Here is a 24,465-nt window from a genome sequence, read left to right on the forward strand (position 1 = left end):
ACAAATCGTGACATTTATACCAAAAACAAACAAAAAATCTTGCCTCTAAATTAAACTTTGCCCGCATTATTTGTCAACATTCCGCAGATTGTGACAATTTTCCTATACCTGCACGACCATTCTCAGTATTTAGACCCATTTTATTCCACAAATCTTCCTTTTCTTGGATTCCCGTTTTATGCTGAAGACACAGAGTCTCCTTTCCTAGGTCTTCGAAAAAATAGGGATAAGCCTCGCCTTGTCCACTCTCTTACTAGGAAAGAAGCACAAGGACTGATAGATAATTCTCCCTAGTTGCCGCTGGGGAGGATTATACATTCACCTCATATTTACAAAAATGGGTGCAATTAACTTTTATATACATCGGCAATAAGAAACCGATCTTTTATACGAACAACCATTTATAGGTAAATCGTCCCATTTTAGTAAGTCATGAACTTTTTTAAAATTTTTTTCAGAAAAAAGGTGAATGTATGTACAAAAATCGTCAGTCAACCGTCTCTATGCCGCCACTTTTCCGAATGGTGGTCATTGGACTGCTCCTCCCCATGCTCTTCTTGTCCGCCCCACTAACTGCTGGGGCAAATGGAACAGCAGATGCCGGAGTAGACGCGGTCTTTGTCGTTGATACGAGTAATTCCATGAACAAAACGGACCCTGGCAAAACAGCCGCAGAGGTCATGAGTATGTTCATTGATATGAGCGAAGCCACGCGTACCCGCATTGGCTTTGTTGCCTATAATGATCGAATTGTACAAGCTCAGTCTCCAGCGAGCATGGCCGAAGCAAGAGATCGGGAACAGCTCAAGCGAACCATTCAAGGGTTGCGTTACTCTGGGTATTCGGATTTGGGACTCGGTTTGCGCAGAGGGGCAGAGATGATTGAAAAAGCAAAGGACCCGGCTCGCAAGCCATTTTTGATCCTTTTGTCAGACGGGGGAACAGATTTGCGGCAAAACGCGGGTGGCAGGAGTGTGGCAGCATCCAACAAGGATGTGGAGACAGCTATCTCGAAGGCAAAAGCGCAAGGCTATCCGATCTATACGATTGGTCTCAATAGCGATGGCTCCGTCCAGAAGGAACAATTGAAAAAAATCGCTGAGGCAACAGGCGGAACTTCCTTTGTCACACAAAGTACGGATGATCTGCCTGAAATCTTCAATCAGATTTTTGCCAAGCATATTCAATCTCAGCTCGTTTCGGTGGCAGCCATGACAGCGACCGGCGGCTTGCAGGAAGTGACCGTAACCATTCCTAACTCTAGCATGCAGGAAGCAAACATTATCCTGTTGTCCAACAATCCGCTGTTGGAATCGCAAGTGTACTATCAATCGCAGAATGTCCATTTTATGAAATCAAAAAAATACTCGCTGATGAAAATAGAAAAGCCGAAGAAGGGGAACTATCTCGTTAAATTTAGAGGCAAACCCGGGGATTTGGTGAAGATCAACTTACTGGGGAATTACAGCTTGATGGCTGGTGTGGAGGTCAAGCCTGAACCTGTTATCAAGGGGATTCCTGCCACGTTTACTACCTATCTGAACCATCTGGAGGGACGACTGGATGACAAGGATGTGTACGCATCCATGCAAGCAGAACTGATCGTAAACGATCTCGTGGGGAAAAAAGAAGAAAAGGTCCCGATGAAGAATCTTGGCGATAGCTTTACGGTCGACTACGTCTTCCCTCACACGGGCAAGTACCAGTGGAAAATCTTTATGAACGGCCCGGACTTTTATCGCGAAACGGCTACGAGCGTTTATGACATTACGAATATCTCGCCAGTTGCTGCTTCGGTCAATACCTTGACAATCGAGAAGGAAAACGGTGAGCAGGCTATCGATTTGGGTTCGTTCTTCACGGACGCCAATAACGACAAGCTGACCTATACCATCGTCACCGCTGATCCCGAAGAACGATTTGTCGCTACGATTCAAGACGCGGCTCTGAAGCTGACACCCGAGAAAAGCGGTACATCAGAAATCACCATCACCGCCACAGATGCAGAAGGAGCAAGTGTCACAGGCCCACTGGTCATTACCGTACACTCGGTATGGGATCGCTACATCACCATCGGCATGATTGTGTTGCTCGTAGCTGCGATTGGCTACGGTGTTTACTTGCTTACACGTCCCAAGCCTGCGTTTGTGGGTCGCCTGGAGGGTTATTTCCTGCACACGGCAAGCGGCAATGACATCCCTGTCAAGTTTTGGCCTCTCGCCTCCTTTGGCAAGAAGCAGCGGATCACGTTGCAGGAGCTGTTCACCAGTTTGGATGTGAATGAGCATTTGCCCGAAGCGCAGAAGATTTACTTCCAGCCGGGAAAAAATCAGACGCTCCTCTTGGTCAATCATAGTCACTGCACAATTGAACGGGGCAAAGAAACCATGCCCCGGCATAAAAAGCTCGTCCTCCAATACAACGACAAGGTGTATGTGACCTTTGAGGATCGGATGACCGAGATCGAAATTCGCTTTAAGAAATCGTCGTCTAATGAGGAAGCTTCCTAAGAGAGAAGCGCGCCTTTCCCTTCCAAATCAGATGCTCCGCACGAATCGCTGTCGCAAACAGCTTGAGGGTGGGGCATCTTTTTTTCGAGTCGACGGCCAATCCCCACATAATGACATTCGCCAGCAGCAGCGGAACATCAGGGTTCCGTGTTCGAATCGCTGGCAAGGTATCCTCAATGACTCTTGCCGCCACTTCAACGGGACGCTCTTTGGTCAGACAGTAATACAGGGTGGCAGCCAGGCTGTAAATATCGGAGACTACTCCTTGCTTGGATTGACCCGAGTAAAACTCAAGCGGTGAATATCCTTCTGTCGTCACAATCGGCTTGGGTTCATCACTCTCGAAGTAGATCGCGGAGCCAAAATCGATCAGCACAGGATGGCCAGCTTCAGTGACCAGGATATTTTTGGGCTTGATATCGCGATGAATAATGCCTTTTTTGTGCAAATAGTCTAATCCGTCAAATACCGGAAGTACCGTCTGATGCAAAAATGCTCCCAGATCAAGCTCAGTTTGGGCGAGTACATACTCATCCAGCGTCTTTCCTTTGCAATAGTCCACGACGAGATAACCTGTGCCATTTTCCGCAAAATGGTCGATGTATCCGATGATATTGGGATGATTCAGTTCCTTGTGCAGGGACGCCTCTTGCCAAAAGCTGTCTAGCAACATGTCGAATTTGTTTTTTAACGTTGGTCTGCGACAAATGACCTTCACGTGATCCAAATCTCGCATCGCCAATGCTTGAGGGAAAAACTCTTTGAGAATAAGTGTCCGCTTGCTTTTCATATGGTAGACCACATACACATTCGACAGCTCACTTGTGGAAATGGTCTTTTTGATCCGATAAGCTTTTTGCAGGATCGTGCCTTTTTTCAGACCTCTTTCCCGTTCTACCTGTCCCATGTCATGGCCTCCCCTATCTTTCCTCTCAAAAAATGATAACGAAAGATGGGGGATTCTGGCAATATAAAGAATAAGAATGGAGAGGGGAATGATAGATCATGGCACATTTGGAATCGTTGCTTCACGTACAAGTTCCCGTAAAAAATTTGGAAGAGGCCATTGTCTGGTACTGCAATCACCTTGGCTTTTCCTTGCAGGCGCGGTATCGTACTTCCGCTTTTCTTGCCCTGTCCGCGGGACCCACCTTGATGATATGGGAAACCGATGAGCAGACGTCCACAACCTTTACCGTTCATCATCAACCCATGCCTGTCTTTTTGTACACCACTTCCGATGTCCATGCACTCCATGATTATTTGCAGGCCCATGAAGTCTCGATTACCCACTACCAAAACGATGGCTTCGGATGGGTGCTCAAGTTTTTTGACCCGAGCGGAAACATGTGGGGAGTCATTCAAAAGAACAACTAGTCAGTTGGATATAGAAAAAAGAAAAAGAAGCATGCGTCAACAGCGTGCTTCTTTTCGATGTTTTGCACCCTATTCAAATGATAGCTTGAGAAGATTTTTCGCAGCTTTTTCTTTGCTGTTGCTGCTGTTCCCATAAATACTGGCCGCGTTGATAGAACGGAAGCGCGATAAAGGTCAACAGCATGAGGATCGCGAAGATGAGCGACCCTTGTCCAAATCCGAGTACCTGGAGCAACACGCCACCAATCCACGCACAAACACTCTGTCCAAGGAAGGCAAAGCCGCTGGCGCCGTAATACGCTCCACGCAAATGCTGAGGAGCAATCTCCCCGATCAGGATATCTCCAACGACAAAGCACAAGATTTCACCGATCGTAAACACCACCATCGACACAGAGAGCCAAAACAAATTCGTAAATAGCCCGAAACCGAACAGCCCCAGCCCAAACAATAGACAGCCCAGCTTCAATGCAGTCATCGAGGAGTACCGCTTCATAAACTTGGCGAGCGGATATTGAAGCGCTAAAACGGAGATGGTGTTCACTACAAATAAAAAGGAATACGCCTCTATCCGATCATGCCCAATGTACAGGGAGAGTGTGGTGTCCAGATGCGAGTAGGCACCGGCAACGAACAAATTCCCGAGCAGCAAGTAAAGAAATACTTTGTCCGTAAATACAATGCGTGCCATCTGATTCATGGTGACCGGATTAGCAGCCATATCCTGCTTCCACTGTTCCTTGAACATGATCATAAATACCACCAGCACAGCTGCGTACACGGCAAAAATGATGGCTGTAACGAGGAACGGCAACAAGGATGTGCTTCCTGCTCCCAGTTGCAAACCGATTAACGGACCGATTGCTCCACCCAGGTTGATCGCGAAATATCTGGCGTTGAAAACAGCTGCCCGCTGATCATCCGACGTGACATCCGCCAGCAGGGCACGGGCCGTTGGCTCAAATACGTTTCGAAAAAGACCGTTACAAGCACTTAGAACAAAGAACATCCACGTCTCCGTCGCAAAAACGTATCCGATCAAGACGATGCTCCAAGCTCCCATCGCAGTGATCATCACTGGATATCTGCCCAATCGATCTGACAGTGCTCCCCCAGCAAAGCTGCTAATTGTGCCAACCAGCAAGCTGAGTGCGAGGATCGAACCGACGATCGCAGGATCAATTCCTTTTACCTTTCCTAAATAAATCCCCAAAAACGGAAGCGTCATAAAAAAACCAGTGCGTGACAAAAATGTTCCGATAATGACACCCCATGCCACCGGATGAAATCTCATTCTCCCCATCTCTCTTTCCCATTCCCGTTTGTTATCTCTCGTGTTATCTTCAGTATATGGAACTAGAAAAAGAGGAAAAAGGGTTCGGTTTAAGTGAATCCGATCACCTTTTAAAGTATGTATTTTATTTGAGAAATGGGGGCCAGCATGGTTACCGTTCTGCATTTTCTAGAGCTTCGTTCGTTTTTTCATCAAGAAGAAATCGGGAAACCGTTCCCTGTCACCATCGAAAAGCTGGCAGGAATTTGGCACTGTACGCCTCGCTACGCCAAGCTGATTGTCCGTAAGCTAGTCGATCTGGATTGGGTCGAATGGAAGGCGGGACGCGGACGCGGGAATGTCTCGGTCATGACGCTTTATGCTGATTCCGATGAAATCCTCCTCGCCGAGGTCAAGCTGCAGATAGACAAAGGCGACGTCAAAGAAGCGATGGAGCTCATGAATCGCTACGGCAAAGCAGCCGTCAAAGACCAGATCATGGATTGGCTCTCGGAAGGAATGGGCTTCTCCAGCTACTCGGTATCGAATCGTACCCAAGATATCATCCGCTTTCCGGTATACCGCACGATTGTGACGCTGGACCCAGGTCTGGTTTACTACCACTTCGATGCACATCTTGCGGGACAAATTTTCAATACACTCGTCCATTATGATCAGAACAGTCGGTCTATTTTGCCCTCTATCGCTCACTCGTGGGAAAGCAGTCCAGATGCAACAGCATGGACCTTTTATTTAAAAAAGAACGTGCAGTTTCATCACGGACGGGAACTGACTGCTCATGATGTTGTTTTTTCCCTGAATCGGCTTCGTTTGCATCCAGACACGTTTGAGGCAAGCTGGATGTTTCGTGACATAGATCAGCTCATCGCCATTGATGACAGAACCGTGCGCATCCTGCTTAAAGAACCGAATTACTTGCTTCTGAGGCTGTTGGCGACGATACCCGCAAGCATTGTTCCAGAAGAAATCGTTCAGCAGGATGAGAAAGGTTTTGGAGAAAAGCCAATCGGAACAGGCCCCTTTCAACTGGTCCGCCTAAACGAGGGGATCTGTATTCTTGAGGCATTTCCTGCTCATTTTCTGGGGAGACCGCAGTTGGATCGTGTGGAAATTTTGATCTTCCCCGAGTTGGACATGGGGCGCCTAAAAGAACCAAATTGGGCGTCTGTGATGGTGTCGCACGGGGTTCAGTCGAAAGCGCTAGCATTGAAGGAGGCAGTCATTCAGGGGGGTCAGGACTGGTACGATACGGAGGCATTTTTTTCCTGCTGTAATTTGCTTGTTTTTAACCAGTGGAAGAGCGGTCCGCACAATCATTTCAAGTTCCGTCAAGCGCTTGATCAGCTGATTGATCGGGATCAAATGATTGCCGATTTAGGCGGTGATCGCATCTACCCGGCAAAAGGCTTCCGCACATATCACCCTGTTTTAAGGGAGGTAAGAGCGAGAGAGAACGAGCAGCTCTGCCATGCGAAAATCATGTCCCTGCTACAGGAAAGCGGCTATCTGGGAGAAACACTGCGACTCGTGACCACAGCCTACCATGAAGAGGATGCGCTATGGATTCAACAACGATGCGGCAATTATGGCATACATCTGGAAGTCGATGTGAGAGAACCATGGGAATTTTCGAATCGCGAATGTTTGCCCGAACATGACTGCCAACTGTACGGCAATGTGTTTAGCAGCGATCAAATCAGCGAGCTGGAAATGTATTTGCAAAGAAATTACTTTCTCCCCGCATTTGATGAATCGTTGGCTTTGGCTATCAACAAGGAGATTCGCTTGACGTTTCAGGAGCCAGACCGGCTTGCTCGGGAACGCCATCTCGCCAGAATCGAAGCCATGATCAAGGAAAATCATGCTGTCCTGTATTTGGTTCAGAAAAAGACTCTTACGTCGTTCCACAAGTCACTACGCGGTGTTTCGATCAATTCGTCGGGGTGGTTGGACTTTCATAAAATATGGTTTCAACCGGATGCGTTGCAGCAGCAGATGTAAGGAGGAGCTGTGGAGAGGGAAGAAGTGCATTTCCAGTCTACGCTTCGGCCTCCGCCCCGACCACAACCCTCGGGTATACCTTTATTCTTTCATGCCAAAAAAGCAATCCAGGAGCGACCTTGGACTGCTTTTTTCTATTAAGAAACTATTTTGACTGGTGATAAACTTCTTTACCTGCTACAAAAGTCATGATCACGTCAAATTGTGTATTCAATACCGTAATATCCGCATCATACCCTGCCGCCAACCGTCCTTTTCGCTCGCCAAAGCCAAGGATGCTTGCTGGTGTCAGGGAAGCCATTTCTACTGCATCTGGCAAAGAGACACCGCTCAGCGTCACCATATTGCCGACTGCTCGATTCAGCGTCAGGATACTTCCAGCAAGGGTTCCATCTGCGAGCTTTGCCTGATTGTCTTGGACGTGAACCTCTTGTCCCCCAAGGTCATAAGTCCCTTCGCCCATCGCGGCTGCCCGCATGGAATCACTGACGAGAGCGAGCCGTTCAGCTGTTTTGACCCGATACAAAATCTTCATGACTGCTGGATGCACATGGATTCCATCTGCGATCAGCTCTGTGCTCAACTGCTCGTGATACATCGCTGCACCGACTACACCTGGCTCCCGATGATGCAGCCCTGTCATGGCATTGAAGCAATGGGTAAAATGGCGCACGCCCGCATCTACCGCTTCTGTCGCTTGGGCGAACGTAGCTCCTGTATGTCCAGCAGATACGATGACATCGCGTTCTTTTAACCAGGCAATCGCTTCAAGCGCTTCCGGTTGTTCTGGCGCAATCGTCACGACCTTGATCAGACCTTCTGATAGCTCGTATAGCTTTTGCACTGCATCGAGCTTGGGTATCGCGATGTTTTCTTCTTTTTGCGCCCCCTTGTAACGAGGGTTGATCCACGGACCTTCCAGATGGATGCCGATCGATTGTGCCCCCTGAAGCCCTTCCCTGCTGTTCTGCGCGATGTTTACCAGCACTTGCTCCAATTGAGCATAAGGAGCCGTCATCGTCGTCGCCAAAAAAGACGTCACCCCATGTCGCGCGAGTGCAGTCGAGATGGCCTGAAGTGATTCCGGCGTCCCGTCCATCGTGTCGTATCCGTCAATCCCATGCATATGCATATCGACAAATCCGGGACAAATCCACCCATCCTCTACTGTCACCACATGATCTGGCAAAGCTTTTCCATACTCATCAGCCTTGCCTGCATAGATGATCGTTCCATTTCCCACGACTACGAGACCATCATGCAATTCCTGTCCATCTGCGACAAGTTTCCCCTTGAGAGCGTATTCCTGGTTCAATTTGATTTCCTCCGTCTTTGGCGTGGCTTTCTTTGCGCATTTATTCTACTGGGGTTGCCCCAGATTGCTGCAAATTCTCGTCGTCTCCGCCGCCAGCTTTTCAACGAGCTCACTCGCGCTGATTTCCTGACTGAGTGGAGCTGCCTGCCCCGCCCACATCGACATGTACGCAATTTGCTGCTGCTTGCCCGCTGCGGCTCGAATGTCTTTCGTCAGAGCATTTTGCACCGGATAGGTCGGGAGCTCGTGATCAAGTGGGGCGAGCGTTGTCATAAACTCATTTTGAATGCCCCTTGCCCATTTTCCAGAGAAAGCACGTGTCATCACAATGGACTCTTCGCTCGTCTCCCAAATAGCTTTCTTGTGCAGGGCATGTGCTCCGCTCTCCTTGCACGTCAGAAAAGCCGTTCCGAGCTGCACTGCCTGTGCCCCGAGGGCAAGTGCTGCTGCGATCCCACGCCCGTCCATGATCCCACCAGCCGCGATTACCGGAATCTTGACCCGATCCACGACTTGCGGGACGAGCGCCATTGTTCCAATCATATTGCTTGGTGAATCCGGCAAAAAGGAACCACGGTGCCCGCCTGCCTCACTGCCTTGGGCGGCAATCATATCGACTCCACTCGCTTCCAATGCAATCGCTTCGCGAACGGTTGTCGCTGTTCCAATGACAGTAATTCCCCGCTGCTTCAGCTCTGCCATCAAGCGATGATCCAGAACACCAAAGGTAAAGCTGAAAACGGAGGGCTGTTCCTCCAGGACGACAGCCATCTGCTCAGCAAACGGCTCTGTAAATTGCGTCACCTGCGGGTTAAGCGGAATGCCCAATCGATCTCGCACATCATTCATTGCCTGAGCAACGCCTTCTGCGATCGGCTGGTCGGCATCGAAATCTTCGGGAATAAACAGATTCACGCCAAACGGTTTGTCCGTTAACGCCCGAATGGACTTGATCGCCTCACGAATTTGCTCAGGAGACATATATGCGGCACCGAGCGTCCCGAGTCCCCCTGCTTCTGAGACAGCGGCTACCAGGGCAGGTGTGGTCGCTCCCCCTGCCATTGGCGCCTGAATAATCGGCCATTTCAAATGTAAACGCGAAGTGATCGGATTGTTTGGCCACATCGTTTTTTCACTCCTCCACTTTTTGAATAACCGCTTTTATTGTTTACTCATTACTTGGTCGTCGTTGTGAATCCATTCGAGAAACTGAGCCAACACCCGGGCAGTTAACCCCCAGATGACACGCCCGTCCACCTCGTAAAACAAATGCTCGACTGTCCCTATTTTCCACGGATATCGCTTGCCACCTGGGATCAGATGATAAGGAAAATCCTCTTCGGGCTCGGTCATAACAGTGGAAAGATACTTCGCTGGCTGTGTTGCCAACAGACGATCGAGTGGAAGGATAAAGACCTCTCCGACCTCGTCTGGGTTCGGCTCCATATCTCGAATTCCTTCCACGTATCCAATAAAGGGCGTAATGATAGAGGAGCCTGGCCCAATCACCTGATCGAGCTCGCCTACATAATGAATCCGATCAAGTGGAATCCCCAGCTCCTCGCTTGTTTCCCGAGCAGCGGTCGCCCAACGTGATTCGTCACTCTTCTCAGCTCGCCCTCCCGGAAAACAAACCTCGTTCGCCTGTCGCCGCATCGTACTGGCTCTTTTTTCAAATAAAATGCCGAGCTGGTTGTCAGCCATTTTGACGAGCGGAAGCAAGACACTGTACGCGCCGCTCGTCCCACGTTCACGTTCTTGCAATCTCTTTGAAATCTCCCTGATGGCAGGAGCAAGGGAATCCTCCCCTGATTCCTGTGGCAAGTACTGAGAGACCTCGATTAAATTTTGATCCGGGTCACGAAAATACACCGAACGAATCGGCCCGATAGCCCCTGTTTTTGGAACAGGTCCTTCCACCAAATGGACGCCGCATGCATGAATATGCTGGATGACTTGCTCCAGCGGAAGGGATGTGATAAGACACAAATCAGCGGAGCCTGCGACTGGATGCATCGCTTTTGGCTCCCATTCTTGTCCGATTTGATGCAAATTGATTTTTTGCTGGCCGAAGTGCAGAGCCCTCCTGCCATCGCCAAAGGTAACTGCCTTCATACCCAGGACTTTTTCGTAAAAGTGACAGGTTGCCTCGATGTCTTTTACCGTCAAAACCAAGTGGTCTAATCGATCGATCATATGCCTTTACTCCTTCTCGTCCCGATACATGCTTCATGCTGTTATTATAACAAACACAAGGCGGTTGCTTCTCCTCCCCATTGTCCTCCAACATTTCCCTCTTTTCAATTCCCAAATTGCCTCATCTCCACTTCACCAAATACAAAAACGAGCGTCTCCCTCGTAAACAGACGGGAAAACGCTCGCTATATCCACGCTTTGCGAAACTATGCTTTTGAACGTGCCAGCAAGTACAAGAAATACGGTGCACCGATAACCGCTACAACAATACCAGTCGGAATCTCTGACGGCTGCATGATCCAGCGCCCGATAGTATCCGCCACAATGACCAGTAGCGCACCCGTCAGCGCTGATGTTGGCAAAAGCATCTCATGTTTTGGCCCTACTAATCTGCGAGCCAAATGCGGACCGATCAACCCGACAAAACCGATGCCTCCACTCACTGCCACGGAGGAAGCGGCAAGCCCGACTGCGGCAGCCAGCAGCTTCAATTGTTCTTTGGCAACGGGTGCACCCAAGCCTTTCGCCAACTCTTCTCCCAAATTGAGCACATTCATAACACGTGCTTTGTAAAAAACATAAGGGATTAAAATGGCGATCCAGGGCAAGAGCGAAAGAACGAACTTCCAGTTGGTCCCCCAGATACTACCTGCGAGCCAAGTCGCCACAAACTGGTACTTGTCCGGGCTCAGCTTCAGCGTCAAGACGATCATCGCGGCACTCATCCCGGCCGCCACGGCAATCCCCGTCAATACAATACGGGTCGGAGACAATCCCTTGTGTCTTTTATAAGACAATGCGAAGATCAGCGCTGCTGTCACGCTGGCTCCGAGCAACGCCAACACTGGCAGCAAAAAAACAGGTGCCGCAGACGTCGATGGATAAAACGAAATGAACAGCATCACCATCAAGCCAGCACCAGCGTTGATCCCCAAAATACCAGGTTCGGCCAACGCATTGCGGGAAATTCCTTGAATAATACACCCCGATACGGCAAGTCCTGCCCCGATCAGGAGGGAAATCACAATCCGCGGCAAGCGGAATTCAAACAAGATCAGGCTTTGTTTGTCTGTTCCAGAACCGATTAGCGTCATCAGAAGATCGCTTGGTGACAACCGGATATAGCCTGTGTTCATACTGATGATAAACGCGATGAAAATGAGGATAGCGAGTATCGTCATAACCGCAAAGGCTTTATTTCTTTTGCGGGTTTGGTATTGGGAAAGCATTTGCTGCATCATTACATCTCCCTTCTTTCTTTACGCGCCAAGTAAAGGAAGAACGGTACACCAATTAGCGCAATAAGTGCCCCTAACGGCGTCTCATACGGCGGATTTACCATTCTTGCGGCCAAATCGGCGAAAACGACGAGCAAGCTGCCCAAAATAGCAGAGCAAGGAATAATCCATCGATAATCAACCCCAACCAAAAAGCGGGTCAAATGCGGAACGATCAATCCAACAAAGCCTACAGCCCCAACAACGGCGACTGCAGATCCAGCCAAAATCAGGACGATGATCATGCCTGCCAGTTTGACCAACGCCGTGCGCTGCCCCAATCCTTTCGCTACATCTTCTCCAAGACTGAGCATCGTGATGGAACGCGACAACATCATCGCCCCAATAAGAGCTGCGACAATCCATGGAAACATGACTTCAAGCTGAAACCATTTGGTTCCCGCCACACCGCCTGCATACCAGAAGGCCAAATCTTGTCCAATTTTAAAGTAAAGCGCAATCCCTTCGCTTAACGCGGACAATAGTGCGGTCAATGCGGCACCCGCTAAAACAAGGCGTACCGGAGTCAGACCGCCTTTTGCCAAGGAGCCAATCCCGTAGACCATACCTGCCCCTACGCCAGCACCCAAAAAGCTGTAGAGAATCAGGTACATGAACGGCAGACCCGGGAAAAAAGCGAAGCAGAGAGCCAAAACAAATCCGGCACCTGCATTCAAACCAAGCAGCCCAGAATCCGCCAACGGGTTTCGTGTCATCCCTTGCATGATGGCACCTGCAACAGCGAGGCTGGCCCCGACCATTGCACCGCCGAGCAGACGCGGCAAACGAATCTCCTGAATAATTTGGTGTTGGGTAATATCTGGATTAAATTGAAAAATAGCTTCCCATACGACAGCAAAGTGAATGTCGGCTGCTCCAAATGACACAGACAAAAACATCCCCAATATTAATGCGAATACTCCGCCGGTCAAAATGAGTGTCGCTGCCCAAGGGCGAGAGCGAAACGCAACCGGCTTTCCGTTATTCCCCTCTTTCAGGGAATGTGCGTGTTGACTCATACGTGCCACCTTTTTTTCGTTAGTTTGGAGCTGAGTTGCTAATAGTGATATTGATTCTTATTATCACATAATGATTTTAGGCGATGCGTGAAAACAGTGTCAATGGACAATCGCGAACTTGTCTTTGTACATTTACGCTAATACTTTAAGGACTTCGTCGACCTTTTTCCCGTTGGCGATCACACCGTGATTCATCCAGGTCATGAAATCCACCTGGTACGCCCGCTTTTTTTGGACAGCGGGAAGCGCTTGCCACACGGGATGGTCGAGCTGAAGCTGTTCGGCACCTGGTTTTCCGTCATGCCACTTGTCAAAGGCGAAAAAGATATGATCAGCATCCAGTGTAGACAGCTCTTCCCACGACACCCCTTCTCTCACTTGCTTGGCAAATTGTTTTTTTACGAGCGGGGCCGGCTCCATTTCCAAATCTTGAAACAACACCTGCGATGTGTAGTTTTTCTCTACGAGGATTTGATCGGCCGAGATGCGCAAGAAGGCTACCTTCTGCCCTTTGAGACTCCGTCCTATTCCATTTTTGGCAGCTCTTACTTTTTGTTCATACTGCTCGATTGACCGCTCTGCCAATTCACTTCGGCCCAACCGATCACCGAGGGTGCGCAATGTTTTTCGCCACTCAGGACCGAACTGCCGAATTACGCATGTAAAGGCAATCCGGGCACATTGGTCATACACATCCGCCTTCCAGCCTGTACACTCCCGAAGCATAATGACATCTGGGGCACGACTGGACAATAGCTGCACGTCATCGGTCAGCACATCGTACGTCGGTACATCATGCAGGCCCAAGTAGTCTTGCTGCCCCCAATATGTATGCGCCCATTGAACGACGGGTCGAATACCAAGAGCCAGCAAATAATCCTCCATATAAAGAGAGACGACTCGTAAATCATCCCGATGAATGTTGCGGTATTTTCCTGGCGCAAGCCCTACACTCTGTTTAAAACGACGATTGAAATAATATTCGCTGTTGAATCCGACGTTTTGGGCAATCTCGTTGATCCGATCACCTGTCATGAGCAGGAGTTGCTTCGCCCGATTGATCCGCAGTTGATTCATGTAATCGAGCGGTATTTCTCCCGTCATTTCCTTGAAGAGCTGCGTATATCGCCAACGTGGAACGTTCGCTTCCTGTGCTAGCTGGTCTACGGTCAACGGCTCTTGATAGTGCTCCTCTACATACGCAATCGAACGTTCAACTGCTCTCCTCGGGTCCAAACTTGTTTTGCCTGGCACATTTTGCTGGGCCAAAACGCATAGCAATTCCTCAAAGCGCACGTGATTATAAAATCGTTGCAGCGACTCTGTGGCATCGCGATGCTTGTAAATCTCTGCAATCGATTCAACGACACGAGAAAAAGGCGTGCAGGTCAACTCCCCCATACAGAAAAAAGCCTCGGAAGCTTGTTCCTGCGTCGGAGCTCCCGTGTGGACGACACGAAAAGTCAGATAATAGTAGTCGAGAACATGACTGGTGCAACTGATCCGAACGTTCTGACGCGGTGCTGCAATCCAGCATCGCTCCCGAGTGAACCGATATGTCGACGATTCGATTTCCATGTGCCCTTCTCCGTCTGTTGCTACAATCATCGTGTAGTCCTCCGGCTCTTGATAGTCCTGCCATCTTTCCACATTTACTTTTTGAATGGCCGTCATGGCAAAGAATGATGGTGGAGATAGCTTGGCCCCGGTTGCTTCGTTATTCATCTCCCTCACCTTCCTTGTGAGAATGATTATCATTTCTATTATAATGAGTAAACATCCCGACTACAAGCTCCGAAAATGAAAAAGAAAGCGCATCAACTGATATGACGCGCTTTCTCTACTAAACTCATTACTTTACAATCGCTTTGACCAAGTCGTCTGCCTTCTTCATATTGGCCAGAATGGCACCAGATTGCCAATGCGTTCGCTCCATTGGATAGACATGACCTTTTTTTACCGCAGGAACGGATTTCCAGATGGGGCTCTCCAAAATCTTGAGTGCATCCTTGTTTTCTTCGGAAGTCCACGTGCCATTCGACGGGAACACAATGATATGTTCTGCATCGATAGCCGGGATGGCTTCTTCTGATAATACCACGTGTGTTTCCTGATTTTTGGCAGCGGAATACGGCGTAAGTCCCAACTCCTTGTAGAGCATGCCTGTGTAAACATTGCCATCTCCGAAGAGGGCCAAATTCGGCTTATTTCCCACGTTCAAACGAATGACGGCCACCGTTTCATTGCCAATCGCCTTTTCCAGCTTCGCCTTGGTATCCGCTATTTTCTCATTGTACTTTTGGATCGCTTCGTCTGCTTTTTCTGGAACGCCTAACACCTCGGCGATTTTCTTGAGTCTTCCAATCGTGTCGTTACGGAGTTCATCCGGCAGCTTGTACGTAGGGGCTACCTTGCTGAATTCCTCGTATTTCTTGGGATCAGCGTAGCCATCCACAATGATGATATCCGGATTGGCTGCAAGCAACGCTTCCATACTTCCTGTAATATCAAAAAGCGGCACGTCCAGCCCGAGGTAATCCTGTTTGCCCCACGCCGGGTGATACCACTGGACAACCGGAGTCACACCCAACGCTGTCAAAAAGTCCTCCTGATAAATCGCCGCTACCCGCTCTGGCTTTATCGGAATTTCTACATCGCCATAGGCGTCCTTCACCACTTTGGTTTTCACAGCGGTGTTCTCAGTCGTTGCTTTCTGCTCAGTGGATGTTGGCTCCGCTGCTTTTTCTGCACACGCAGTTAACACGAGCATCATGATCAATAATAATGCCATCCATGCCAATCCTGCATTCCGAACCGTTCTGACCATCTTTCTACCCTCTCTCGCATCTGTTGATGATTATCCAATTGATACTCATTCTCACCTTTTGCATCCTGATCATATTTGTTTCCTCTCTATCTGACAATGCATTTTCTCCATTATTTTTTGTCCAAACTCCACAACCGTCCGTGTGAAACCCTTCCCTTTGCACAAAATCAATGAAGGGTATCTGACGTTTGTCCATTGAGCTGGTAAGCTGTATATGATAATGATTATCAGTGGTAGCAAACAGATTCAAACGAATACTGGAGGAAAATAGAAATGAAACACATGCGCAACATAAGCGGAACGCTAGGAATCTTCGTGCTGGCTGGTAGCTTGCTCATCGGATGCAGTCCCTCTGCTTCGCAAGCGACGAGCTCCGCGAGCAGTGAAGCAAGTCTGAAAAGCCGGACGCGTCCCTATACGGATTATCTCGGGCATACAGGCAACATCCCGGTCTCCCCTGCACGAATCATCTATTCCGGTGAGACATTTGGCGATATGCTCGCGCTGGGCGTGACGCCGATTGGGGGATTCGGGTATTCCAACCAAATCTTTGAGGCTCAACTCCATGATGTCGAGAATGTCGGTTTTCCCATTAATCTCGAAAAGGTCCTGGAATTACAGCCCGACCTGATTATCAACGCAAATACGGAACAAAAAGAGTATGAACAGCTAGCCAAAATCGCCCCTACCGTCATTTTTGATACATTCGCGCCGTTGGAAGAGCGGATGACCCAGCTCGGTGATATTCTTGGGAAACCGGAGGCAGCTAGGAAATGGCTTGCCGATTACAAGCGGAAATCGGAGGAGATGTGGAAGAAGCTGAAGGAGTCTGGCACTATGAAAGAAGGGGAAACCGCCTCTGTCTTTACCTATTATCCGGGTGATCGGCTGTTTGTCATGGCTAGAACAGGGCTTTCCCAAGTGCTCTACGATACAAACGGATTCAAGCCCACCGCGCCCATTCAGGAAATACTCCATGCACAAAAAGGGTTTGAGCTCATTTCCGTGGAACGTTTGCCCGAAATAGCGGGAGATCGTATCTTTATACTGAATACGCCGAGCGAGGAAGCTGAGAAATCAACGCAGAATCTGCTAAAATCACGTATCTGGAAAGACCTTCCGGCTGTTAAAAACGGATCTGTCTACTTTATCGACATCGAAAAATCTAGCAGTGATGCGACAACAAGAGAATGGCTCCTGCAAAAGATTCCTGAAATCCTGGCGAAGTAATGAAATAGGAGAAGCTTTTCAATAATGATTGAAAGGCTTCTTTCTTTTGTATACGAATGATAAAATAAATGATAATGATTCTCATAAAAAGGAGGGCAAAACCGATGCTTCACTCTATACCACCTCATCCTCCGCTCGGTTCCCTTCATTTTCAGTTGTGTAAAACAGAGCGGACAGCTAGTCCTTCAGCCACTCCCTTCCATTCCCTGCTCTTCTTCACAAAAGGGTACGGCAGCCTCCGTATTCACGACCAAACGTTTTCACCTTTGGCAGGAAAGTGTTTTTTGCTTTCACCGTCTACTCCTTTTGCTATCGAATCCTTATACGACAGCGCGATTGAATGCTACCAAATCTCGTTTACTGTCATCCAGTTCGATGCAGACAATAGGCCCCTATCTTATCCATACGAACTGCTTGATGGTCGTATCGAGCTGTCCGCTCACCCCTCTGCCCAGCTCTTGCGCTTATGTGACGCTTTGCTCTTGGGGCGTTCAACTTCTTCTGAAATGGACAGCTTTTGGCAGCAATTGCGGTTCCAGAAGCTGATCGGATTTTTGCTGGAGCAAAATCTCTCTCCTAGCCTTATCCCCAACAAGAGCAAAGAGGTCGAGAACAGCATTCGTTATATCCAGCAAAATTATCAAGAGAACATGACGGTCAAGCAGTTGGCAGATCTGGCCAATGTACCGTCGTGGCAGTACACACAGCTCTTTCGCCAGTTGACGGGTAAAAAGCCTTTGGAATATTTGACAGCGCTGCGTATTCATCATGCGAAAAAGCTCTTGAAAAGCTCGAACGATTCACTGCGGGACATCGCCTCGCAGGTCGGCTTCACGGATGAGTATTATTTTAATCGTCGCTTTCGAAAGACGACCGGTTACACGCCTAGGCAATATTCCAGGCTGACTCAACGCATGGAGCTCGTGCAGGACTGGACAGGGCATGAGGTAGAAATCCCCCTTCGCCCACAACGCATCGTCTATATTGGGGAGACATTTAATGATTTGCTCGCGCTCCATGTGGAAAATATCGTCGGCGGAAATTTTACCTGGGTAGAACGAACAATCTACCGGGACCGAGTAAGACACATGCAGGATATTGCGTTTCCCGTTGACTTTGACCATTTGACGGCATTGAAGCCAGATCTGATTATTTTCGCGAACGCAGAAGAAGACAAATACAAGCAGATGAATCAGATTGCCCCAACGCTCACGTTTAATTCATTTGCTTCGCTGGAGGAACGGTTGTATACACTCGGAGATTGGCTAGGGAAGAAGAACGAGGCGCGGGAATGGCTCAAGAAATACCACACGAACGCTGCCACCATGTGGAATCAGCTCCGCTCCGAGCTTGTGCCCGGTGAGACTGCATCCGTCTTTATCCATGAGCATGGCGGGCGTATGTTCGTCATGGGCACTTCCGGGCTTTCCTCCGCCCTCTACCATCCAAACGGTTTTACTCCGGTGGATAAAATTCAAGAAGTAATGCAAGCTGGCTACGGTTTTATCGAAATTCAAGAGAAGGACATCCACCTGTACGCGGGCAATCGGATCTTTATGCTGCTGTCCGAAGACCCCGAATCGCGTCAGGCTGCTGCTGCATTGATGCAAAGTGATAGGTGGCACAGTCTGCCAGCCGTTCAAAATGGGTATGTTTATTTTGTAGAAGCGCAAAAATGGAATGGCGGCGCTGCCCTTACCAGAGAGAGATTGCTGCATGTGCTGCCACTTTTGCTGCGCCATTCTTCCTGAAGCAAACAGGCCAGCTTCCCTGTCGTGGGGAATCACTGGCCTGCTTACTACTCCTCTGCTACCATCCATGCTACATTTTTTGCTTGGAGTCCTTTATTCCATTCTGCTGGTGCTGGCGTATCGCTGATCACAATGTCGACCTCTCCTAAATCTGCGATCTTGCACAATGTGCTAACCCCGATCTTGGAGTGGTCCGCTAGCACAATGCTTTCATTGGCATTTTCGATGAAACAACGGGCAAGTTCTGTTCGATCCGGCTCATAGCAGGTCAAGCCTTTATGGAGCAAGATGCCGTCAGCCGCGATAAACGCCTTGTCCACATAAAATTGTTTCATCATCTTCTCTGCATAGGTCCCGCTTACCCGATGATGCTTGGCGCTCACTTTTCCACCCAGGAAGTAGATATCTGCCGCAAGCATTCCACTGTTTTGGTACTCGATTAATCGATTCAGCGCCGTGATCGAGCTAGTGAGGATCGTCAAATCTTTTTTCGTGACGAGAAAGCTGATCATCTGCAAAGGCGTTGTCCCTTCATCGATGACAATGGTATCGCTGTCTTGCACCAAGTCTGCTGCCAACCGTCCAATCCGTTTCTTTTCTTCCGCTCGCAAGACTTCACGGGTAATATGAGAGGGCTCGGAGCGCTCCACTGTCAGCTTTACTGCCCCGCCATAAACGCGCTTCAGCTTTTTCTCCGCTTCCAGCTCTTCCAAATACCTGCGGATCGACTCAGACGAAACCTGCAGCTTTTCGACCAGTTCATTGGTCCGCACCTTGCCATTGGAATTGATCAACTGCAAAATGATTTGCTTACGCTCTTCCCCGAACAACGACACGCCGAATGTCCCCCTATATCGTACTTTACGTCATTTCGAGCTTCTCTCCATGAATGTAAATCTGACGTTTTGCCAGCTCGTGAAAAATCACTGCCGGATCGAATGCCTCTTCTGGAGTAATGACGCCAGTAGCTTTTACGTTTCCTTTTGCGATCTGCTCAGTAGCAATCGCCAGCGGGATTCCTACGTTGCGGGTATAGGCGCGCAGCCCAGCCCAGTCAGCTACAGAGCCGTCAGATGCCGGATGTGTATGGTACAGGACGTGTCCTACTTTCCGACCGTCCTTGGTACCTGTTACCTCGACATGGAGAGAGTACCCGTATAATTCCGTCTCTTTTCCCTCCCTAGAATTGTAGAGGTATTGGGAGATACAATCAAGGATTCCCACCTTTGTTTCGCCTACCGTGATGGGATCGTTCCGTAAAAAGCCATAATCGTAGAGGGCTTTGACCAGCTCCATGTTTTGCTTCGGCCATGTTCCCCGTACTTCGATCAGCTTTACCCCTTTTGGAGACAAAGCTTGTGCCAGCGTCTTCGTTTCTGCATGAGGAATGATGTACTGAATGGTTTTTCCATACGGCTCGGGAAGCTTTATTTCGCGTGGGCGAGCAAATGGCGGGACTTGAATAAAATCCCCATTTTCATAGACGACGCGCCCTGGCAAGTCTGGATCATACTCATAGGTCGTCGTCTCTGTGATCGATTTGGAAAAGGCAATCGGGCGAAAGGAACCGTGGCTGACGCGGACTTCGTCGACTTCATCGAGCTGGTTCGCTGCATGCATCGCCATCATTTGGGTCAATCCAGGTGTCATGCCAAAGCCTGGAAGGCAGGTCTTCCCATGGTCGCGGAAGATCGCATCTGATGCGTTTTCTTCCCCAAAACCGTTCAAATTGATGCCATGGCAGCCAGCCTCCGCAATTGCAGCAGTAGACAGGCCGTTCAGTGTGATCGTGGTTCCGTCCATTACGATGTCGTAACCGCGCATTTTTTGGACCGTATCCGCATGATCGCGTACGTTTACCGGAACAAAATCTACGCGTGGATCATTCAGCCACTCGACTACCTTGCGACCTTCTTGTTCGTTAAAATCGCCGATCGTGATCTGCTCAAAATCCGAATGCATCACGAGATCGAGCACAGCTTCCCGACAAATATTTCCCGCTCCACCCAAGCAAAACACTTTCATCACAATAGCCTCCCTTTATTTACTCCAGCCAGAAACGATTGTTTTCCATTGCCGTTATTAATCTCTCGATATCCTCTGGGTAAACCTCTCCGATATTGCCAATCCGAAACGTGTCCGCTTGCGAGATTTTGCCCGGATAAATAACAAAGCCTGCCTGCTTTAGCCGCTCATACAGCTGTGCGAAGGTAAATGCCTCGCTTTCGGGATAATAAAAGGACGTGATGAAGGGCGATTGCGATTCTTTTGGCAACAGGATGCGAAAACCGATGCGATCCATGCCTTCTGCGAGTAGCTGCTGATTGCGCTGGTAACGCTCGTACCGTTTTTCCACTCCGCCCTCAGCCTCAAGCTCTATCAGTGCTTGATAAAACGCTCGCACGACATGGGTCGGAGAAGTATAGCGCCACTTTCCGTTTTGCTCCTCCATCGTCTTCCACTGGCTGTACAAATCAAGGGACAACGTACGGGCAAACCCTTTGCATTTAATGAGCGCAGACGTTTTCGCAATGACAAAGCCAAAGCCAGGCACGCCTTGGATGCATTTGTTCGCGCTTGAGATCAGGAAGTCTATCGAGAGCTCTGCTGCATCCATTGGAATGCCTCCGAAGCTACTCATCGCATCTACGATATAGACTTTTCCGTATTTCTTGGCGACCTCACCGATTTCTTTTATGGGATTGAGCATGCCCGTAGTCGTTTCTGAGTGTACGACAGCCACATGCGTGATCGTTGCATCCGCCGCTAGTCTCTGCTCCAATACCTCTGCATCGGCTTGTGTCACTTCGCCAAAATCAATGACCTCCGTTGCAATTCCATGAATTTGTGCCATTTCCACGATCCGATCCCCGTATGCACCATTCGTCAGGACGAGCAGCTTGCCGTCTGCGGGAATCGCACTGCTTATCACCGCTTCCACACAAAAGCTCCCGCTTCCTTGTATCAAGACGCTCGTATAATCCTCTACCTGCGAGGTTGCCAAGCGGACGAGCTTTTGGCGGATTGCCTGTACCAGTTCATTGTAATCACGATCCCATGTGCACCAGTCCCGCAGCATCGCCTCGCGGACGGTTGAGGAAGTTGTCAATGGTCCGGGGGTGAGCAACAAGTACGGGTTGTCGGTTGGTCTTGTCTGATTCATGGTCTCTCTCCTCCTGCATGACGCATCTCGATCTTTTTCAGCACCTCATCCAAGCATCCAATCTCCTCGATTACGTAGTGCGCGCCCGCCGCCATCAGTCGTTCTGTTGCGATAGCAAGTTTTTTATCCAGCTCTTCCTGTGGCATGCTCGTCACTTCCTCCAAGGACAGACCGAGCTCGCTTCCACCCTTCAGAACGCCAACGGTCCACATTCCGGCGTTTCTGCCTTCTTTCATATCGCTCGTCGTATCACCGACCTTGACCATCTCGTTCATTGGATATACGTCCAGCAGGATCGCATTTTGATAGCACATCCATGGATATGGACGTCCAGCAGGCACTTCACTCGGGGTGATCAGTACGTCCGGCTCGTAGCCCTGTTGTTTAGCCGATGCTGCTACAACATTCATCATTTCCCTTGTGTACCCTGTAGTTGAGCCGATTTTGATGCCTTGCTCACGCAGTCGTCCTACCAATTCGATTGCCCCCGGTATAGGAGTAGCATACTCGTGCAGCGTAGCCATCAGCATCGGTTCGAAGTCAGCGTACAATTCGTCCACATCCGCTTCATTCGGAAGTCGACCGTAACGCTCTTGCCACAGCGCTGCTACCCGCTCCATTTTGCACAGCGCCTGGATATGATCGCGCTTGAGCATCCCCATCGGCTCACGTGCTTCTGCTGCTGTCAACTCGATCCCCCGTTTTTTGAACACCTGTAAAAAGACCGCCAAAGGAGCGAAACACCCGTAATCTACCATCGTTCCCGCCCAATCAAATACTACTGCTTTCATGCTTTATGCCACCTGACCTTTCTCTTGGTAGGACCTTGTTGTCCGCTTGCGAAGTTTGGATGCAATCCATTCTGCACCAGCACGTGCGAGGATGTTGAGGAAGACGATCAATACCGACATCGCTGCTGCCGGAGCCACATCCCCGGCGTCATCCATGTTGACGATGGAGACAGATGCCAACTTGAAATCCGCTGCGTACAGAAAAACAACCGCCGAGATCGTCACCATCGAGTTGATGAAAAAGTAAACCGCCATCTCGACAATTGCTGGCATACAGACGGGAATCGTGACGCGCCACAATAGCTTTGTTTGCGAGATCCCCATGGACTCTGCCGCCTGCTCGAACTCAGGATCGAGCTTTTTCAACGCGCTCGTTGCTGTAATAAAACCGACTGCGAAAAAATGAATGACGTTCGCCAAAATTAGAATCCAGATCGTTCCGTACATGCCGTGAAATGGATTCGATGGATTATTGAAGAAGAAAATGTACGCTAGCCCAATGACCATCCCCGGCAATGCCAGCGGGAGAATCGACAGGAAGTATCCAGCTTGGCGAAGCCCCTTCCACACTTGGGACTTTTCAATCGTGTAGGCCGTAATAAACGTGACCGCCGTCCCAATCACTGCCGTCAGCAAGGCGACGAGAATGCTGTTCCACAGTGGCTCGATCCCTTCTCCGGCTACATTGGAAAAGTCGTAATGATCCAAGCCAAAAGTCAGATTATACGGCCATACTTTGATGAAAGAAGCCAGTACCACTGCAGCCATGAGAAGCAGCAAAAATCCGCTGACGCTCACACAAATAACGGAGTAAAACAAGTCGCGCAAACGATTTTCCTTGATTCGATACGGTTTGGACTTGGCTGTAACAGCCGCATGTTGCTTCCGCTCAACAATCCGGTCCACGACAAACGCCACGAGAGCTGGAATGATCAATAGCAGCCCAACCGTTGCTCCCATCGTCATATTTTGCTGACCGATGACCTGCTTGTAGACGTCAGTCGCCAGTACAGAAAACTGTCCGCCGACAACCTTTGGTGCTCCGAAGTCAGTAAAGGATAGAGTAAAACAGACAAAGCAGGCGCTGACGATACCGTATTTCACACTGGGAATCGTCACTACAAAAAACTTGCGCCAATGGTTCGCCCCGAGCGTATCCGCCGCTTCGTACAATTGATAGTCGGCAAAAGCAAGGGAAACAGCGAGAATCAAATACGCTTGCGGAAAAACATAGACGATCTCCGCCAAAATTATCCCAACAGGGCCGTACAGATCGATGTCCCATTGGAACGGGAGCAACCCGAAGATTCCTGTCGTCACCAGCCCTTGATTCCCAAAAAGGTAAGTCAGGGCGATTCCGTGCATCATCGTGGGTGCAAACAGCGGTAGCAGCGCGATAGCCCGAAAGACTCGTTTTCCGCGAATCCCGCTGCGCGTCAAGGCATATGCGAATAGAAAAGCGAGTGTGACTGCAATAAGCGTGGTCATCGCAGAAATATACAAAGTGTTGTTCAGCGACCCTGCCAGTGCTGGGGTGGAAAAGTACGTAACGAAATTGTCCAGGCCGATGAACTGACCGTTCTTGTTATAGAATGCTTTGGAAAACAGCTGGCCAAGTGGCAACAGAACACTCGCTGACAATCCAAGAACGACAAGGCCGATGAGCCACTTTTGTATGGCTTTTCCATCGAAGATCGATGTCATTTCCTTCATG

19 protein-coding genes are annotated in these 24,465 nt (G+C 49.4%); 5 read left to right on the forward strand and 14 right to left on the reverse strand.

The window, feature by feature from the left end; all coding sequences use genetic code 11:
- Positions 1-473: 473 nt before the first annotated feature.
- The gene (locus KB186_RS21470; RefSeq protein ID WP_173611972.1) at positions 474-2,510 is read left to right on the forward strand and encodes a VWA domain-containing protein; all 2,037 of its coding nucleotides are present in this window, start codon (positions 474-476) and stop codon (positions 2,508-2,510) included.
- Here the strand turns inward: KB186_RS21470 and KB186_RS21475 are convergent.
- Positions 2,491-3,417: a serine/threonine protein kinase gene (locus KB186_RS21475; protein ID WP_173611973.1), complete on the reverse strand. Its 927-nt coding sequence runs from the start codon at positions 3,415-3,417 to the stop codon at positions 2,491-2,493. The two genes, KB186_RS21470 and KB186_RS21475, sit on opposite strands and share 20 nt — an antisense overlap.
- A gap of 98 nt (positions 3,418-3,515) precedes the next feature.
- Here KB186_RS21475 and KB186_RS21480 point away from each other — a divergent pair, with 98 nt between their 5' ends.
- On the forward strand, positions 3,516-3,887 hold the full coding sequence (locus tag KB186_RS21480) for a VOC family protein (protein WP_232774334.1): 372 nt from the start codon (positions 3,516-3,518) through the stop codon (positions 3,885-3,887).
- 73 nt (positions 3,888-3,960) lie between these two features.
- On the opposite strand, the gene KB186_RS21485 is transcribed toward KB186_RS21480, so the two are convergent.
- A complete protein-coding gene (locus KB186_RS21485) occupies positions 3,961-5,181 on the reverse strand; it encodes an MDR family MFS transporter (protein WP_232774335.1) in 1,221 nt (406 codons plus the stop codon).
- A gap of 147 nt (positions 5,182-5,328) precedes the next feature.
- On the opposite strand from KB186_RS21485, the gene KB186_RS21490 reads away from it, so the two are divergent.
- Positions 5,329-7,182, forward strand: a complete 1,854-nt coding sequence (locus tag KB186_RS21490; RefSeq protein ID WP_232774336.1) for an SgrR family transcriptional regulator — start codon at positions 5,329-5,331, stop codon at positions 7,180-7,182.
- Positions 7,183-7,327: 145 nt separating this feature from the next.
- On the opposite strand, the gene nagA is transcribed toward KB186_RS21490, so the two are convergent.
- The 7 genes from nagA to KB186_RS21525 all read right to left on the reverse strand — a co-directional run bounded on the left by nagA (position 7,328) and on the right by KB186_RS21525 (position 15,816).
- Positions 7,328-8,497, reverse strand: coding sequence for an N-acetylglucosamine-6-phosphate deacetylase (nagA, locus tag KB186_RS21495; protein WP_232774337.1), 1,170 nt, complete (start codon positions 8,495-8,497; stop codon positions 7,328-7,330).
- Between the two features lie 45 nt (positions 8,498-8,542).
- Positions 8,543-9,622 carry an NAD(P)H-dependent flavin oxidoreductase gene (locus KB186_RS21500; RefSeq protein ID WP_221869184.1) on the reverse strand — a complete coding sequence of 360 codons (1,080 nt, stop codon included), beginning with the start codon at positions 9,620-9,622 and terminating at the stop codon, positions 8,543-8,545.
- Positions 9,623-9,658: 36 nt separating this feature from the next.
- Complete coding sequence (locus tag KB186_RS21505) at positions 9,659-10,693, reverse strand: VOC family protein (protein ID WP_232774338.1); 1,035 nt, start codon at positions 10,691-10,693, stop codon at positions 9,659-9,661.
- 206 nt (positions 10,694-10,899) lie between these two features.
- A complete protein-coding gene (locus KB186_RS21510; RefSeq protein ID WP_173612067.1) occupies positions 10,900-11,931 on the reverse strand; it encodes a FecCD family ABC transporter permease in 1,032 nt (343 codons plus the stop codon).
- Positions 11,932-11,933: 2 nt separating this feature from the next.
- On the reverse strand, positions 11,934-12,989 hold the full coding sequence (locus tag KB186_RS21515) for a FecCD family ABC transporter permease (RefSeq protein WP_047071438.1): 1,056 nt from the start codon (positions 12,987-12,989) through the stop codon (positions 11,934-11,936).
- Positions 12,990-13,121: 132 nt separating this feature from the next.
- On the reverse strand, positions 13,122-14,714 hold the full coding sequence (locus tag KB186_RS21520; RefSeq protein ID WP_221869186.1) for an AraC family transcriptional regulator: 1,593 nt from the start codon (positions 14,712-14,714) through the stop codon (positions 13,122-13,124).
- A 127-nt stretch (positions 14,715-14,841) separates the two neighbouring features.
- Positions 14,842-15,816 (reverse strand): ABC transporter substrate-binding protein, encoded by a 975-nt coding sequence (locus KB186_RS21525; RefSeq protein WP_232774339.1) that lies wholly within the window; start codon positions 15,814-15,816, stop codon positions 14,842-14,844.
- A gap of 273 nt (positions 15,817-16,089) precedes the next feature.
- Between KB186_RS21525 and KB186_RS21530 the strand changes: the two genes are divergently transcribed.
- Both KB186_RS21530 and KB186_RS21535 read left to right on the forward strand, forming a co-directional pair.
- Positions 16,090-17,046 (forward strand): ABC transporter substrate-binding protein, encoded by a 957-nt coding sequence (locus KB186_RS21530; RefSeq protein ID WP_232774340.1) that lies wholly within the window; start codon positions 16,090-16,092, stop codon positions 17,044-17,046.
- Positions 17,047-17,150: 104 nt separating this feature from the next.
- On the forward strand, positions 17,151-18,797 hold the full coding sequence (locus tag KB186_RS21535; RefSeq protein WP_232774341.1) for a helix-turn-helix domain-containing protein: 1,647 nt from the start codon (positions 17,151-17,153) through the stop codon (positions 18,795-18,797).
- A 47-nt stretch (positions 18,798-18,844) separates the two neighbouring features.
- On the opposite strand, the gene KB186_RS21540 is transcribed toward KB186_RS21535, so the two are convergent.
- Genes KB186_RS21540 through KB186_RS21560 form a run of 5 tightly spaced genes read right to left on the reverse strand, consistent with a single transcriptional unit; the run spans position 18,845 to position 24,464 of the window.
- A complete protein-coding gene (locus KB186_RS21540; RefSeq protein WP_221869190.1) occupies positions 18,845-19,633 on the reverse strand; it encodes a DeoR/GlpR family DNA-binding transcription regulator in 789 nt (262 codons plus the stop codon).
- A 25-nt stretch (positions 19,634-19,658) separates the two neighbouring features.
- On the reverse strand, positions 19,659-20,822 hold the full coding sequence (locus KB186_RS21545) for a saccharopine dehydrogenase family protein (protein WP_221869191.1): 1,164 nt from the start codon (positions 20,820-20,822) through the stop codon (positions 19,659-19,661).
- A gap of 19 nt (positions 20,823-20,841) precedes the next feature.
- Positions 20,842-21,960: a 2-aminoethylphosphonate--pyruvate transaminase gene (gene phnW, locus KB186_RS21550; protein WP_232774342.1), complete on the reverse strand. Its 1,119-nt coding sequence runs from the start codon at positions 21,958-21,960 to the stop codon at positions 20,842-20,844.
- Complete coding sequence (gene phnX, locus KB186_RS21555; protein WP_232774343.1) at positions 21,957-22,751, reverse strand: phosphonoacetaldehyde hydrolase; 795 nt, start codon at positions 22,749-22,751, stop codon at positions 21,957-21,959. The genes phnW and phnX overlap by 4 nt, the downstream gene beginning before the upstream one ends.
- A 3-nt stretch (positions 22,752-22,754) precedes the next feature.
- The gene (locus KB186_RS21560; RefSeq protein WP_232774344.1) at positions 22,755-24,464 is read right to left on the reverse strand and encodes a putative 2-aminoethylphosphonate ABC transporter permease subunit; all 1,710 of its coding nucleotides are present in this window, start codon (positions 24,462-24,464) and stop codon (positions 22,755-22,757) included.
- Position 24,465 lies beyond the last annotated feature (1 nt).

This window comes from Brevibacillus sp. AF8 (assembly GCF_021270385.1).
Classification (GTDB): Bacteria; Bacillota; Bacilli; order Brevibacillales; family Brevibacillaceae; genus Brevibacillus.